Annotated in this window: 9 protein-coding genes and 1 riboswitch; of the genes, 7 read left to right on the top strand and 2 right to left on the bottom strand. The window is 39.4% G+C overall.

What is annotated here, in order from left to right:
- The first annotated feature begins 130 nt into the window (after window positions 1-130).
- Window positions 131-236: riboswitch (SAM riboswitch) on the top strand.
- Window positions 237-342: 106 nt separating this feature from the next.
- Both F9U64_RS08285 and metE read left to right on the top strand, forming a co-directional pair.
- Window positions 343-2187 carry a bifunctional homocysteine S-methyltransferase/methylenetetrahydrofolate reductase gene (locus tag F9U64_RS08285; RefSeq protein WP_153402547.1) on the top strand — a complete coding sequence of 615 codons (1845 nt, stop codon included), beginning with the start codon at window positions 343-345 and terminating at the stop codon, window positions 2185-2187.
- Window positions 2188-2214: 27 nt separating this feature from the next.
- Window positions 2215-4506, top strand: coding sequence for a 5-methyltetrahydropteroyltriglutamate--homocysteine S-methyltransferase (metE, locus tag F9U64_RS08290; protein WP_153402548.1), 2292 nt, complete (start codon window positions 2215-2217; stop codon window positions 4504-4506).
- 55 nt (window positions 4507-4561) lie between these two features.
- Here the strand turns inward: metE and F9U64_RS08295 are convergent, their stop codons facing one another.
- Window positions 4562-9328: a 5'-nucleotidase C-terminal domain-containing protein gene (locus F9U64_RS08295; protein WP_153402549.1), complete on the bottom strand. Its 4767-nt coding sequence runs from the start codon at window positions 9326-9328 to the stop codon at window positions 4562-4564.
- Between the two features lie 214 nt (window positions 9329-9542).
- Between F9U64_RS08295 and F9U64_RS08300 the strand changes: the two genes are divergently transcribed.
- The 4 genes from F9U64_RS08300 to F9U64_RS08315 are packed head-to-tail and all read left to right on the top strand — an operon-like array spanning window position 9543 to window position 14295.
- Window positions 9543-10730 carry a galactokinase gene (locus F9U64_RS08300; protein WP_153402550.1) on the top strand — a complete coding sequence of 396 codons (1188 nt, stop codon included), beginning with the start codon at window positions 9543-9545 and terminating at the stop codon, window positions 10728-10730.
- Entirely contained in the window at window positions 10727-11722 is a 996-nt protein-coding gene (galE, locus tag F9U64_RS08305; RefSeq protein ID WP_153402551.1) for a UDP-glucose 4-epimerase GalE, read from the top strand. The genes F9U64_RS08300 and galE overlap by 4 nt, the downstream gene beginning before the upstream one ends.
- Window positions 11723-11724: 2 nt before the next feature.
- On the top strand, window positions 11725-13212 hold the full coding sequence (gene galT / locus F9U64_RS08310; RefSeq protein ID WP_153402552.1) for a UDP-glucose--hexose-1-phosphate uridylyltransferase: 1488 nt from the start codon (window positions 11725-11727) through the stop codon (window positions 13210-13212).
- A 36-nt stretch (window positions 13213-13248) separates the two neighbouring features.
- On the top strand, window positions 13249-14295 hold the full coding sequence (locus tag F9U64_RS08315; protein ID WP_153402553.1) for an aldose epimerase family protein: 1047 nt from the start codon (window positions 13249-13251) through the stop codon (window positions 14293-14295).
- A gap of 531 nt (window positions 14296-14826) precedes the next feature.
- Here the strand turns inward: F9U64_RS08315 and F9U64_RS08320 are convergent.
- Complete coding sequence (locus F9U64_RS08320; RefSeq protein ID WP_153402554.1) at window positions 14827-15786, bottom strand: alpha/beta hydrolase; 960 nt, start codon at window positions 15784-15786, stop codon at window positions 14827-14829.
- Between the two features lie 310 nt (window positions 15787-16096).
- Between F9U64_RS08320 and urtA the strand changes: the two genes are divergently transcribed.
- On the top strand, window positions 16097-17386 hold the full coding sequence (gene urtA / locus F9U64_RS08325) for an urea ABC transporter substrate-binding protein (RefSeq protein WP_194287315.1): 1290 nt from the start codon (window positions 16097-16099) through the stop codon (window positions 17384-17386).
- The last annotated feature ends 3 nt before the right edge of the window (window positions 17387-17389 follow it).

A 17389-nucleotide genomic window follows, 5' to 3' on the forward strand; every position in this document is an offset into this window, starting at 1 on the left:
TTATTACCAAAAACAAGGTAAATTCTTTTTGAAGTTCCTTTTAAGATAAATTATTCAAATTTTCAAAAAAATACCTTGCTTATCATTTACATTTCATGTAAGATGTTGACAGCGAAAACTTTATAGCAAACTCTTATCAAGAGAGGTGGAGGGACTGGCCCTGTGATACCTCAGCAACCGTCTTACAATAGACAAGGTGCTAATTCCAGCAAGCGACCATGCTTGAACGATGAGGAAACGATTTATTCCCATTAAGGGCCTTCATCAATCAAGATGAAGGCCCTTTTTTATACTATCATTCGCTGATAGTACGATTATTTTTATAGAAATGAGGTGAGTAGAATGTCAACACTGAGGAAAGAATTACAAGAAAAAATTCTAATAGCTGATGGAGCAATCGGCACATTGCTTTATGCGCATGGATTAGAACAATGCTTCGAAGCATTTAACCTTTCGAAACAAGAGGAAGTCCTTCAGGTTCATCGTTCCTATATCGAGGCAGGTGCAGATATTATCCAGACAAACACATATGGCGCCAACTATATTAAACTAGCTCGATACGGCCTGGAAGATCAAGTGCACGAGATTAATGCAGAAGCAGTTAAGATTGCAAAAAAGGCAGCAAATCCCGACACTTTTGTACTTGGAACAATTGGCGGCATCAGGGGTATCCAGAAGTTAATCACATCAAAGAAAGAGATTATCCGCAGTTTTAAAGAACAGTTATTTCCATTGCTGTTAGAAGGCGTCGATGGAATCTTATTAGAAACGTATTATGATCTTGAAGAATTGCAAACAGTCTTAGAGATTGTCAGAAAAGAAACAGATCTGCCTGTTATCACAAATGTATCCATGCATGAACCAGGCATTTTGGAAAACGGAACATTGCTGACAGATGCGTTTTATCAATTGGAGGATTCAGGAGCAGATGTTGTCGGAGTAAATTGCCGTCTGGGACCACATCACATGATAAAAGCATTAGAAGCAGTACCATTGCTTAAATACGCTTATTTATCCGCTTTTCCGAATGCCAGCTTACCAGCATATGAAAATGGCAAACTTGTTTACAGTGACAAAACGGAATACTTCAAACAATGTGCTATAAAGTTTCGCGATCAGGGTGTCCGTCTTATGGGAGGATGCTGTGGCACAACGCCCGAACACATTCAGGCATTGAAGGAAGGAATCAACGGGCTTGAACCTATTACCGAAAAAACTGTAAAAGAAAATCCGCTAATTGTTACACAATCAGAGCCTCAACAAGAAACCCAACAGCCTGGAATACTTGAGAAAGTAAACGAAAGACATACCGTTATTGTTGAATTGGATGCACCCAAACATCTGGAAATTGATGAATTTATGGAAGGGGTAAAGCAATTAAATGATGCTGGTGCCGATGCAATTACTTTAGCAGACAATTCACTTGCAACACCCCGAATTAGTAATTTTGCAATGGCAATGAAAATGAAAGAATTAAACTTAAATGCCCAACCACTTATTCACTTAACCTGTCGTGATCGTAATTTGATTGGATTACAAGCACATCTCATGGGATTACATACCATAGGTTTCCATGAAATCTTAGCGATAACAGGTGACCCAACGAGAATAGGCGGTTTTCCCGGTGCATCTTCCGTTTTTGATGTCACCTCATTTGAGTTAATCCGCCTGATCAAACAGTGTAACCAAGGATTATCTTTCTCAGGTGCTCCATTACGGAAAAAGACAAATTTCAAAGTTGCAGCAGCATTTAACCCGAATGTTGCCAACCTTGAAAAAGCTGTCAAACGAATGGAAAAGAAGATTGACCATGGTGCTGATTACTTTTTAACCCAACCAGTATTCAACCATGAACAAATTATCGCTTTACACCGTGAAACAAAACATTTAAGTACACCAATTTTCCTTGGCATTATGCCATTAGTGTCACATAAAAATGCCGAATTCCTCCATCATGAAGTTCCCGGCATGAAACTTTCTGATGAGGTTCGCGCAAGAATGCAGGCACAGACTAACCGGCATGACGCAGTACAAGAAGGAATTCAGATTGCTAAAGAATTGATCGACACAGCTATTAACTATTTTAACGGAATTTATTTAATTACGCCATTTATGCGCTATCAAATTACGACAGAATTAACCAAATATATTATAAAAGTGAGTAATAAGAAGAAAATATTACATTGATAAATTTTATACAGGAGAGTGACAATAATGACAACATATATTAGTTCAAGCTTGGGATATCCACGGATAGGTGAAGACAGAGAATGGAAAAAGGCATTAGAATCTTATTGGAGAAATGAGATTACAGAAGAGGAATTAAAAACAGAAACAAAGCGCCTGCGTTTGGCGAATTTGAAAAAGCAGCAAGAGCTTAATATTGATTTAATCCCTGTAGGTGACTTTTCTTTTTATGATCATGTGCTTGACACAGCATTTTCATTCGGTGTGATACCAAATAGATTTCAGCATTTAGATGATCAATCGATTGATACGTACTTCGCAGTCGCACGAGGAAATAAAGAAGCCGTTGCTGCAGAAATGACCAAATGGTTTAATACAAATTATCATTATATTGTACCGGAACTAAATGACATCAAACCCAGATTAGTAGAGAATCGTGCCCTGTCTTACTACAAGGAAGCAAAAGAAGAGCTAGGTATTAACGGCAAGCCTGTGCTTGTCGGTCCGGTAACTTTTGTGAAATTATCAAAAGGTTATGAACAGAGTCAGTTCGAATCAATTGTGGAATCATTCTTACCACTGTATGTGCAAGTATTACAAGAGCTTGCAGATGCTGGAGCTGACTGGATTCAAATCGACGAACCTGTCCTTGGCACAAACCTGTCCGAAAGTGAAATTGCCCTGCTTCAGTATGTCTATCAAAAATTGGCTGCAGAAGTACCAAATGCCAAGATTATCTTACAAACATATTTCGAAACAGTACAGCAATACGACAGAGTCATCCAGTTGCCTGTTGCAGCTATAGGTTTAGATTTTGTTCATGGCAATCATTTAGAAGCAATTCAAAAGTGGGGCTTCCCGAAAGATAAGATCCTTGCTGCCGGTATTATCAATGGCCGAAATGTCTGGCGGTCAGATTTAGACAGCAAATTGGCGCTAATAAATGAAATTCAGTCTATTATTGAGGCAGAAACGATCATTATCCAGCCATCCTGTTCTTTATTACATGTACCTGTTACGAAAAAAACAGAAAGCCAGATTGACCGTGTCATATTAGATGGGTTAAGTTTTGCTGACGAGAAACTTGTCGAGATTGATACATTAGTTCAAGGTGCCAACAAAGGGAAATCAGTGATTGAGAATGAGCTGAATGAAAGTAAAAACGCCAGAGAAACGCTTGCAGCATCCCCTTACCGCCAAAATCGCCAAGTAGCAGAAGAACTGGCTCAAATTGGCCATGATGAGGTAAAACGTGCACTGGCATTTGCTGATCGAATCAAAATACAGCAAGAAGAATTGAAATTACCACTATTGCCTACGACGACAATCGGAAGTCTTCCGCAAACTAGTGAAGTAAAAGGAACGCGGACTAAATGGCGTAAAGGGGAAATAAATGACCAGGAATATCAAAATTTCATTGAATCAGAAACAAAAAAATGGATTGAAATTCAGGAAGAACTGGAAATCGATGTACTGGTTCATGGCGAATTTGAACGGACAGATATGGTCGAATTTTTCGGTGAGAAACTAGATGGATTTGCTGTAACAGAATTCGGCTGGGTTCAATCTTACGGATCTCGTTGTGTGAAGCCACCTTTAATTGTCGGAGATGTTTCCTGGGCAGGCCCAATGACTGTGAAAGAAATCGTTTATGCCCAATCCCTTACAGATAAACATGTCAAAGGGATGCTTACAGGTCCTGTTACCATCCTGAACTGGTCATTTGTACATGAGGAATTGCCGCGATTCACGATTCAGGATCAGATTGGTTTAGCTTTAGAAAAAGAAGTATTAGCACTTGAAACTGCAGGGGTAAACATTATTCAGGTTGATGAGCCGGCGTTACGCGAAGGACTGCCACTTGATCGTCTGAAATGGCCGGCATATTTCGATGCAGCAACAAGATCTTTTAGAATTTCGACTGCATCAGTCAAACCTTCGACTCAGATTCATACACATATGTGCTATTCCGAATTCAGTGAAATTTTTGAAGTCATTGATGCATTGGATGCTGATGTCATCTCCATTGAGACATCAAGAAGTCATGGTGAATTAATTGACACATTTGAAGTAAATGACTATGACAAAGAGATCGGTCTTGGTGTATATGATATTCACAGTCCAAGAGTGCCAAGTGTTGAAGAGATTAAAGCCAATATTGACAGAGCGCTACGCACCATTGATGTGAAACAATTCTGGATTAATCCTGACTGTGGATTGAAAACAAGAGGAAAAGAAGAAACCGTCGCAGCATTGCGTAATATGATTGAAGCGGCTAAGCAAGTGCGTGAAGAAGTGACAGCGAAAGTGATTGGATAAGATAAGCCTTGATAAATGAAAGAAGCACATTTCGTCAGGAAATGTGCTTTCTTTACTATTTACTATAGATACTGAACCAAAAAATATTGGACCAACGGAACAAATCAAAGATGTAATTCGTCATACCTGTCACGATTTTGTCGATTTTATCCTTTTTTGGATCTTTATCTTTATTCGAATCTTTGTCTTTGTCTTTGTCCGAATCCTTATCTTTGCCGGAATCTTCATCATCGTTCGAATCATCACCACTACCTGGGTTACCATTACCTGGTCCATTGTCCTTCTTTGCTGCAACAATACCAGATGGATCAATTGGCTTCAGTTGGTACGTGCCTTCGTATTCACTTGCAACCCCAGTGATATCAACCTTGTCACCATTTTCAAATTCAAAATCAGCAAATGCCACTCCAATTCGATTATCAACACGTACTAGCAATGATTGACTGCCTTTTGTTGCAGTAAATTCAAATGTTCCATAATCGTTCACTTCTGTTAATTCTGAAATAGTAACATTCTTCATTTGAACTAATCGTCCCTGATGCTTGTCTCCCAGTGTTCCAGGATTAACGTTTTTCGGTTTAGGGAGATTATCTTGTCCAACTACTTCAAGGTTTGAAATGCTGCTTAACTGCAACTCTCCATTATACTCTCCCACTTTTGCAGTAATCTTAACTTTATCACCTGGAGATACATTATCATCCCCAAATACATAGATTCCTGCTTTTTTATCTTGTATATAGAACCCATTCCCGCCAAAGATTCCTGGAGTTGATGTCACAATACCTTCAACCGTTACCTGTGCTCCAATTTCAGCATTTCTTGCTTCTGAAATCGTTACTTCTCCTAAATCCGTACCAGGTTCTGCTTCCACTGTTTCAATCCGGCCTTCTGAGCCAATGACAATCGGATTTACTTCCGTTGTATTTAAATGTTTCACATACTCTACAAAAGCATCTAAATCGACAGGACCCATTTCCTCATTTGTACCAAGTTCACCAATTGGACGATATTTGTCACCTGAAGAAGTACCCATATAATTGTTGACGACTAATGTATATGTCTCTTCAGGATCAATTGGTGTTCCATCAGGCAATGTAATCTCCACTACTTTCGTTGTTGCTTCATCCCATGTATAATGCAAGCCTGCAACACTATAGTCAGGACCATAGACTGGTGAAAGCTGAGCATTTAAAATGGTGTATAAGTCTTCACCTTTTACATCAAATTTCATCAAAGTGTTACCAAATGGCATGATGTTATATAAATCTCCCCAAGTTACTTCACCTGCTAATAAGGCATCACGGATTCCCCCACCATTCATCATAGCAAAGTCTGTATCCATTGCCCAAAGCATTCCGTCAGCAATCAGGTTTCCTAAACCATGATCTCCGTCATTTGTATAATCACCTGTTAAGTCTTGTGCATTAGGTTCAATCATTGTCTGGTATTTCTCAAGGATTGCGCTCACTTCAGCATCTGGTTCCACTTGGCTTTGATCAACCCAGACTATTTCTGCTTCTTTCGTTACAATGTCACCAGTTTCACGGTCAATTTGAATATTTACATCAGCAAAGGCTTTGCCATATTCACTAGCTTGAACAATTAGTTTATTATCGACAACACCATTCACAACCTGATGATTATGTCCGGCAAAAATTATATCTACTGCATCATTTACACTTCTAGCAAGATCAGCCGTGTCACCAGTCACACTATCACCATTCTGTTCTGCAGGCAAGTGTGCTAAAACAACAATAGCTTCTACGCCTTCTGACTGCAATGCTTCTACTGATTCGTTTACTGCTGCTGCTTCATCAGTAAATTCAATATCCTGGATTCCTGCCGGCATAACCATCCCTGCAGAAGCCTGTGTATTAATTCCAATGAATCCAACCTTAACTCCCTCAATTTCAGTTACAGTATGTGGTGGCAGAATCGGTTCTCCAGAGTCTTTGTATACACAGTTTGCACAAAGATTTGCAAAGTTCATCCCGTCATAATTTTCTGTTCCTAAACCTTCCGGATGCTCCCCGCCATTTACCATTCTTAATAACTCGGCAGTTCCTTCATCAAATTCATGATTTCCTACTGTACCAAAGTCAAAGCCAATTGCTTCCATAATTTCTACAGTTGGTTCATCCTGAAACAGTCCAGACACAGGTGAACTTCCGCCAATCATATCACCAGCATGAACAATAAGAGAATTTGGATGCGCCTGATCACGATCCTTTAAATAACTGGCAGCATAATCCATTCTGCCGTAAACACCATCATTTTCACCGTCGCCATTAATATCTAACTCATATTGCTGATCAATTTTTCCATGAAGATCATTCATGCTAAGCAACTGTAAATCTAGTAAACCTTCAATTGGCTCATCAGTTGCTGGTGTGTAACCTTGGTTTTCTGCTTCTTGTGCACTTGCAAAGAAAATTCGTTTTTCCACTGGTACCTCATCATATTCTGTCGGCATAACATATTCTTTCGTATCAGAATTACCGACGTAACGATGGAAATCGCCGCCTTCACTTATTGCACGATACTCAAAAGGCAGTTCTTTTAATGGGTTCTCCGGATTCCAAATACCTCTCTCTGCATCAATCGCTTCTTTTACAGCATTTTGATATGTCTGGTAATTTTCTTCATCCCCAATAGGCCAAATAAAATATGAACTTGCGTAGCCTTCTTTAACCATTTGCAGGTTTGTATTGATTCCATCTTCATTAATTACCTCTGCCAGTAACCTGCCATAATCATCAGTAGGTTCTTGACCAAGCTTTAAGGTAACTTGAGATCCATCAGGTAATAGTTCCTTCAACCTTGCTGTAGCATATTCACCGTGTTCTTTCTGATTGGCTTCATCTACACCATTTCTGCCTGCAACATTTGTTTCAGGGGTATCCATATTAACAAAACGGACACGATCTGCACCTAAAACAGGTGAAGTGATGCGAATGGTATCCCCATCTGTTACATACTCCACTGTAGAGGTGTATTCTCCGCTAGCATCTGGCGCTTCAGGCTGCTCAGCTGCCAGTGTAATATCCTCAGCATTTCTTGGTAACAATTGATAGCTGTTATATTGGCTTAGTACTGCTGTAATATCATACCATTTGCCTGCTTCCAAGCTGCTTATATCCATTGTACCTTCCATTATTCTTAATGTTGTCCCATTGAAGTCAGAATCCATTAATGAGACATTGTAGCCGCCGCCAGCAGGACTGGACGGGATATTCTGGACATAACCATTTACAGTGACCAATTGGCCTTCTAACGGTTCTGCTATTTCTTCATTATTTAAATCTGCCAGTGTTAACGTTGCTGGTTCTGGAATTGATTCGTTATTTGCTAAAATTTCCATATCACTTGCACTGTTTGGAATAATTTCTGTCAATCCATTATATACATCGATCTCACCAGTCAGCTTCACACGATCGCCTTGCTGCAGTTCAGGATAACCTGTTCTGTCAAATGAAAAGATGTTCATTCCTGCCGATTCGTCCTGAATATATACAGATAATTGATTGCTCGCTGTATTCGCCAGATTATTCGTCGTAATAACCCCTTCGATTGTCACTTGGCTTCCTTGTGCCAGTTGACGGGCATCCGCAATTGCAGTCACCTCATCAGGGTTTGGTTCTGGATCTGGTTCTCCAGGATTGCTGTCAGCTGATTTGATATCCTCTGCTTTTGTCGGCTTTAATTGATAAGTACCGTTAAAAACACTGGAAATCCCTGTGATATCTACTATGTCTCCTGACTGATAAGTAAAGTCATCATATGCTAAACCTGTGCGGTTATCTACTCTTATAAGCACAGATTCACCGTCTTTAGATGCAGTAAATTCAAATGTTCCATAACTGTTTACTTCGTCTAAATTTGAGATTGTCGCATCTTGAATTGCCACTAACTGACCCTGGCTGCTGTCATTCACTTGACTTGGTGTTATTTCTCGTACTTCAGGAAGTTCGGATTGCACAATAACATCCAATGAATTAACCGAGCTTAATTGAACTTCCCCATTATGTTCTCCGACACTAGCGGTGATTCTAATAAGATCTCCAGGTTTAACTTCATCATCCCCAAAGACATAAATCCCTGCAGTTTCATCCTGCATATAGAATCCATTGCCACCCCAGCTTCCTGGCGTTGTTGTAACAACACCTTCGACTGTTATGGTCTCACCATCCATTGCTCTAACCTCACTAATGGATGGATAGCTTTCTTCAGGAGGATCATCGTTTTCTTCTGTCAAATGCTCGCCCAAATTATCAAACACATTTCTGCCGAGATCATTCCATTCTGCTGCGTCATATGTCGAGCTGGGATTAGTAATATCACTGTTTCTAATCAGTGTTTTATCAGTTCCAAATTTCGCTCGGACACCGATTTCACCTAAAACATCAATGAGTGTATCACCATGAAACAGTGCAAATGCATCATCACCATTAAAGTTAATTACTGAATTATTTGTTTCATCTGCAACATTTAATATAGCTTGATCTGCACTATTATGCGCTATAACGAACAATTCACCATCTGACAGACTGCCACTCAGATCTGCTGATTGAGAAATCTCCGCACTCCCATTGGAATATAATGCGATGCTGTACTCTGATAAATCCACCTCAGAGCCTGTCCCATTATAAATTTCAATGGCTTTGTTATAGCTGCTGCCCTCAATATATTCTGAGATAATCAACTCTTGAGCAGGACTCGCTGCTTTAACACTGACGAAAGGGATAAAAGCACTTGAGACCTGTGTAAAGAATAAGACAATTGCAACGAGCAGGAAACTAACAGAATTCAGCTTCTTTTTCATCAAAATCCTCCTTATTTTTTATATTATTGACACATTTCTATCTTATCAGTTAATAATTGTAAATTTATTAATTTAATGTAAACAATCTGTAAGTTTCCCTTCACATTTCCCGCTCAAAATATTATTGTCATTTACTCCAATATCAGCTACAATATAGTTAGTTAATTAAATTAATTAAGTCACAACCTATACTATATAAAGGAGGATTTGGACAATGGAACTTACCACACTAGTTAATAAATTTCATGATATTTTTCATACAAGCGCCACTCCACGGGTCTTTTTTGCACCAGGCCGAATTAATCTGATTGGAGAACATACAGATTATAACGGCGGGCATGTCTTCCCTGCTGCCATCTCTTTTGGCACATATGCACTTGCCCTGCCGAGACATGATAAGAAATTGCGCTTTTACTCAGATAATTTCCCCGACAAAGGAATAATAGAAGTTTCTTTAGACGAATTAGATTATAAAAAGGAAGATGACTGGACCAATTATCCAAAGGGAATGGTTTACTATTTTTTGAAAGAGGGCTTTGCGATTGAGCATGGTTTTGATGTGCTTTTCTCTGGCAATATCCCTAACGGTGCCGGTCTCTCCTCTTCTGCTTCGATTGAGCTTGCGACAGGTGTTTTATTAGAAGGTTTGTATTCTATTAATCTGGACAGAGTAAGAATGATCCAGATTGGTCAAATGGTAGAAAATCATTATATTGGCGTGAACAGCGGTATTATGGATCAGTTTGCCATCGGGATGGGGAAAACAGATCATGCGATGTTGCTGGATTGTGATACTTTACAATTCGAGTATGCCCCAATTATTCTGGAAAATCATGATATTATCATTATCAATACCAATAAGCGCAGGGAACTTGCCGCATCAAAATATAATGAACGCAGAAGCGAATGTGAGCAGGCTTTAGCAGACTTACAAAATGAATTGTCAATTAGAAGTCTTGGTGAGCTTACACCAGACCAGTTTGAACAGCATAAAACACTGATCAATGATCCAATTCACCAGAGAAGAGCAAAACATGCCGTCTATGAAAATGCCCGGACATTGGAAGCCTTACAGAAATTAAAAGCAGGGGAACTGGAAGCATTCGGCGAATTAGTTAACCAGTCACACATCTCTTTACGTGATGATTATGAAGTAACCGGAGTGGAATTGGATACAATTGCCGAAACTGCTTGGCAGCAAAAAGGGGTGCTTGGTTCACGAATGACAGGTGCCGGATTTGGCGGATGCGCGATCGCTATTGTGGAAAAATCAGAAACAGAGACTTTCAAACATAACATTCTGGAAGACTATAAAACGAAAATAGGTTATGAACCAACATTCTATGTTGCGGCAATCGGTGATGGAGCGAAGGAATTAAATATTGAGGAGGATTTTACATGAGAATTTTAGTACTGGGCGGTGCTGGCTACATTGGGTCGCACGCAGTTTACCAGCTGCACGATCAAGGACATGAAGTGATTGTAATTGATAATCTGGAAACAGGCAATAAGGGAGCGGTTCATCCAGATGTCAGCTTCTATCAAGGCGATATACGTGATATTGAATTTTTGCGTAAGGTATTTTCTCATGAACAAATCGATGGTGTCCTTCACTTTTCGGCAAATTCATTAGTTGGCGAATCGATGGAAAATCCTTTGAAATACTTTGACAATAATGTTTACGGCACCCAAGTTTTATTACAGGCAATGACCGAATTTAATATTAAGCATATTGTCTTCTCCTCCACTGCAGCAACATATGGAGAGCCTGAACAAATCCCTATAACAGAAACAATGCCAACAGTACCTGCAAGCACTTATGGTGAAACAAAGCTGACAATGGAAAAAATGATGCACTGGTGTGAAAAAGCTCATGATATCCGTTTTGTTTCCTTACGTTATTTTAATGTTGCCGGAGCAAGAAGCACAGGTGAAATCGGGGAAGATCATACCCCTGAGACACATCTTATTCCAATCGTCCTGCAAGTGGCACTTGATCAGAGAGAACATATTTCGATTTTTGGGGATGATTATAACACGCCTGATGGTACATGTATCCGTGACTATATCCATGTGGAAGACTTAATTGATGCCCATATTCTTGCACTCAACTATTTAAAAAATGGCGGGGAAAGCAATATCTTCAACCTTGGAAGCAGCCAAGGGTTCACTGTCAAAGAAATTATTGATGCAGCACGCGAAGTTACAGGCCACGAAATCCCGGCAAAAGTGGCGCCAAGACGTGCCGGTGATCCCAGTACCCTGATTGCATCTTCAGATAAAGCGAAAGACTTCCTTGGCTGGAATCCCACAAGAACAGACATTAAACGAATTATTAAAGATGCATGGAATTGGCACCAGAGCAGGCCAAATGGTTACAATGAGGAGGCATAAATATGGCGGACATTTCCCAAATCGTTGAATCACTTGTAAAAAAAGCAATCGATAAACAACTCATTCAGCCTTGTGATGCCATCTATGCCCGAAACCAACTATTGGGCATAGTGAAAATAGATAACTATGAGGAAAAAGGTAGTCCTGATTCTGATCAATCGATTCCTGATTTATTAGAACTCCTTACAGATGATGCTGTGAACAGGGGAATTATCGAAAACCTGCTTGATGAAAAAGAAAAACTGCAGGCACTTGTGATGAATGTCTTTTTATCAAAGCCTTCTGAAATAAATCACCTATTCTACGAGAAATATAAGGAATCACCAGAGCAGGCAACCAATTACTTTTATCAGTTAAGTAAAGACAGCAACTACATTCAAACAAAAAGGATTGCCAAAAACATTCACTTTAAAACAGAATCTGATTATGGGGAGCTGGATATTACGATAAATCTGTCAAAGCCTGAAAAAGATCCTGAACAGATCCGGCGCGAACGGGAAATGAAACAGGATCTTGCTTATCCGAAAAATCTCCTAAGTGTGGAGAACGAAGGATATGTCGGGAGAATCGGACACCCTGCAAGATCCAATCACCGTATTATTGAAGTGCCATTAGAAGGTGAAAAGTGGTTCCTGCAATATTCTCCCTATGTCTATTATAATGAGCATTGTATTGTGTTAGCAGAAGAGCATCGCCCAATGAAAATCAATCGTGATTCATTTACAAGACTAACCGAATTTGTGGAGAAATTTCCCCACTATTTTATTGGATCGAATGCGGACTTGCCGATTGTCGGCGGGAGCATCTTATCACATGATCACTATCAAGGCGGTCATTACACATTCGCAATGACAAAAGCAGAAGATGAATTTTCTTTTCAAATCGAAAAATTTCCAGATATAGAGGCCTCTGTTATTCAATGGCCAATGTCTGTAATCCGTTTGCGTCACAATGACCGCCACCTTCTTATTGATACTGCTGACTATATTTTGCAGAAATGGCGAACATACAGTGATGAAGCTGCAGAGATTCATGCTTTTACAAATGAAACACCACATAATACGATTACCCCTATTGTCAGGATGAGGGATAATCAGTTTGAAATCGACTTAGTTCTGCGCAACAACAGACAAACAGAAGAACATCCGATGGGATTATTTCATCCGCACGAAGATGTTCATCATATTAAAAAAGAAAATATCGGCCTGATTGAGGTAATGGGTCTTGCTGTTCTTCCTCCACGTTTGAAAGATGAATTAGTTGAAATTAAAAAACATTTACTTAATCCAAGTGTAAACATTGCAGAATACCATCAGGATTGGGTACAATCGATTAAGAAAAGGCATTCAAATTTCACAACAGAAAATGTTAACCTAATAGTAGAACAAGAATTAGGTCTTAAGTTTGCTAGAGTATTAGAAGATGCTGGTGTATTTAAAACAACAGCAGATGGCAGAAGTAAATTTAAACGTTTCCTAAACCATCTTTAGCAGCTTAACCTACACTCAAGCAGGAGGAATGACGATATGGAAATGAAAGCAGAAGCAATTACGGTTAATGACCAACAATGGAAAGAATTCACTTTAGTGAATAATAACGGCATGGCTGTGTCTATCCTGGATTTCGGCGGGATCATTACAAAAATTCTCGCACCAGATCGTGACGGTAAATTAGAAAATGTCGTAATCGGATTTGATAATTATGCGGACTATTTAGATAATCCCGGATATTTTGGTGCACTAATCGGACGTGTAGCAGGTCGAATTGAAAACGGTCAATTTGAGATTGATGGTAAATCCTACACTGTACCAAAGAATGAAGGCGAAAATCACCTGCACGGCGGTGAGCCTGGCTTCCATAAATCAATCTGGTCAGCAGAACCTTTTGAAAAGGATGAGGAAGTTGGCTTAACGTTGACTTTAAGAAGTGCGGATGGGGAAAATGGCTATCCTGGCAACCTTCGTATGACAGTGAACTACACGTTAAACAATCAAAATGAATTATCCATTGCATATGAAGGAATAGCAGACCAGAAAACTGTTCTGACTGCAACGAACCATTCGTATTTTAACTTAAGTGGAAATTTAAAAACAGATATTCAGGATCATGAAATCAAGCTCGACAGCAGCAAATTTGTGGAATTAGATGAAGCCTTAATTCCAACAGGTAAGATAGTAGATGTTGATAATACTGCCTTTGATTTTCGTCAAGGCCGTCCAATGAAAGACGGAGTTAGCTCTGAATTCAAGCAAAATCTTGTCGCGAATCATGGGTATGATCATTACTTCCTATTTGATCATTCACAAGATGTGAGTGCAACAGTACGTGATACAGCAAGCGGCCGTGAGCTGAAAGTTATCACAGATCAGCCAGGTGTTGTAATGTATACTTCCAATAACTTGCCTGAAGGATTAAAACTGCGTGAACGTGAATCAGTAAGATATTTAGGTTTATGTTTAGAAACGCAAGCCTCCCCAGCATCAATTCACCATGACGGATTCCCTTCTGTATGGCTGGATAAAGATGAAAAGTATTCTGCTAAAACTACTTTTGTGTTTGGTGTAATAGAATAATTAAGCACTAATGGAATGAACCGCTTGGCATAAAACTGTCAGGCGGTCTTTTTTATAAAAGTTGAATCACGGGGCTTCCTAACTTACATTTCCAGTTTATTTTCATATTAACCGGAAATCTCCACTCTCCTCCACCTTCATTTCCGCTTTATCTCCATATTAACGGGAAATCCCCGCTCTCCTTCACCTTCATTTCCGCTTTATCCTCTTATTAACCGGAAATCTCCACTCTCCTTCACCTTCATTTCCGCTTTATCTCCATATTAACCGGAAATCTCCGCTCTCCTTCACCTTCATTTCCGCTTTATCTCCATATTAACTGGAAATCTCCGCTCTCCTTCACCTTCATTTCCGCTTTATCTCCATATTAAAGGGAAATCTCTCATTTTCTTCCCTCACTTTTCCAGTTTAATTTATTTTAACTAAAATATTCCTCTTAAAGCCGATACAATCATATAACTCTCATTTTAAAAAAGCCAATGGCATAAAAACCATTGACTAAAATAGCGTTTTCTATTAAATTCCAATCATCTAATCAATATATCGATCAACAAACCTCCAAATCGTTGTCCAATATAACTCTGGATCAACTTGAACACTCTCCCCGTGCCCCGCATTTGGAATGATTAATCTTTCTTTTTCCACATTTGCAGCATTATACACTTTATCCAGCATTTCAAATGGTACAAAACTGTCTTCTTTCCCATGAATAAAAAGCATCGGAACTTTACATTGGCTTACCTTCTCTATAGCTGAAGCTTTATACAAATCAAATCCTGCCTTTCGTTTGGCAACTGTACTGGCAGCATTGATCACAGGAAACTTCGGCAATTTAAATAAGTCTTTTAGCTGATAAGCAAAAATTTCATCAACGGAAGAATAACCGCAATCCTCCACAATCACCTTTACATTCGGGGGCAAGTCTTCCCCTGATGTCATCATAACAGTAGCTCCCCCCATTGAAATCCCGTATAACGCAATATCCGCATCTGGATTGATAGCCAGCACTTCATCAATCCATAATAAAAGATCCAGACGATCATGCCAGCCCATTCCAATATAATTGCCTTCACTTTTTCCATGCCCGCGAAGATCTGGGACAAGTACATTATATCCCTTTTCATAAAAGCCGCGCACCCATCTGACCATATCGGCCGCTTTTGATCCATATCCATGTACAACAATGGCCCATTTTTGATTTTGCTCTTCCTGATGATAGAGATTCGCATGTAACTTCAGTTTCAGCTTATCATGCGAAATGACCGACAAACTGGATATGGGCACCTGCTCTCTAAACCTTTTATCACTATGTTTTGCTGCTTCTGCCACCTCTTCCAGTATTGCTTCACTTTTTGCCAAGTGAGGATTATCTGTGATGAATTCCTTTTCTTTTTTCGCATTAAGGGCAAAATTATAAAAATAATTGCCGATCCAGAAGTATGCAACTACTAGTATGATGGCTATCACTATGAGTAAAATAATTATTTCCATCTCTTTCTAATCCCCCTATATTTCACCATACAGCTCCATAATATCATAAAGTGAGATGTATCAAAATCCTTAGCGTCCTCATTTCTTTTCCTTGTTTGAGAGGGTTAGCTGCTAGAAAAACAATTCGCTTATCACCATTATTAACTACATTGCCTGTATATAATCATGCCCTACTTGTTAATCTTCTCGCATCCTATGTAAGGTATTTGTATATTCCATGTTAACTAATCTAACATAACAATAGAGTTAAAGTCGCTTCATTGATAATCTTATATTTGTAAATTAATTTAACGATATGGGGGCAGGAACGATGAAAAAGAAACTTACATTATTCATGCTAATGTTATTGTTCACATTAGTAATGGCAGCATGTTCGGCAGCGGACAACGCAGCAAATGCCGATAAAGCGGAAGAAACAAATGAAGCAAAACCAACAGAAACAGGAAGCGAGACAGAAACTGCTACAGAAGAAAGTGACACAATTAAAGTCGGAATCTTACATTCTTTAAGCGGAACAATGGCAATCAGTGAAACTTCCGTACATCAAGCTGAATTACTGGCAATTAAAGAAATTAATGAAAATGGCGGTGTGCTTGGGAAACAAATTGAGCCAGTGATTGAAGATGGTGCATCCGATTGGCCGACATTTGCTGAGAAAGCTAACAAACTATTACAGCAAGATCAGGTTGCCACTATTTTTGGTGGTTGGACATCAGCCAGCCGAAAAGCAATGCTGCCAGTTGTCGAAGAAAACAATGGGCTGTTATTCTATCCTGTTCAATATGAAGGAATGGAAGCATCACCAAATATCTTCTATACAGGTGCAGCACCAAACCAGCAGATTGTACCAGCAGTGAATTGGTTATTGGAAAACAAAGGATCATCATTTTTCTTATTAGGTTCTGATTATGTCTTCCCAAGAACTGCCAATGCAGCAATTAAAGCACAATTAGAAGCAGAAGGCGGCGAATTGACTGGTGAGGAATACACACCATTAGGCCATACCGATTACAATACGATCATTGCAAAAATTAAAAGCGAGAATCCAGATGTGATTTTTAATACATTAAATGGGGACAGCAATGTTGCTTTCTTCAAACAATTAAACGATGCAGGAATTTCCTCTGATGACATCACTGTCCTTTCAGTAAGTGTAGCAGAAGAAGAAATTAAAGGTATCGGCGCAGATGTCATTGCAGGACATTTAACAAGCTGGAATTACTATCAGACAACAGATACGCCTGAAAATGAAGAGTTTGTAGCAAATTATAAAGCAGAATATGGCGAAGATGCAGTAACAGCTGACCCGATCGAAGCTGGTTACTTTGGAGTCTATCTATGGGCACAAGCGGTAGAAGCGGCTGGCACAACAGATGTTGATGCAGTGAGAGAAGCGGCAAAAGGAATTACATTCGATGCACCAAATGGTACAGTTACGATTGACGGAGATAATCAGCATGTTTACAAGACTGTCCGAATCGGAGAGGTACAGAGTGATGGTTTGATTAATGAAGTCTGGAGCTCTGATGAACCAATTAAGCCGGATCCATATCTAGAAGAATATGAATGGGCAAGTGAGTTAAGCGAATCTTTAGAATAACCA

The sequence above is a fragment of the Gracilibacillus oryzae genome (assembly GCF_009498735.1).
GTDB classification, from domain to species: Bacteria; Bacillota; Bacilli; order Bacillales; family Amphibacillaceae; genus Gracilibacillus; species Gracilibacillus oryzae.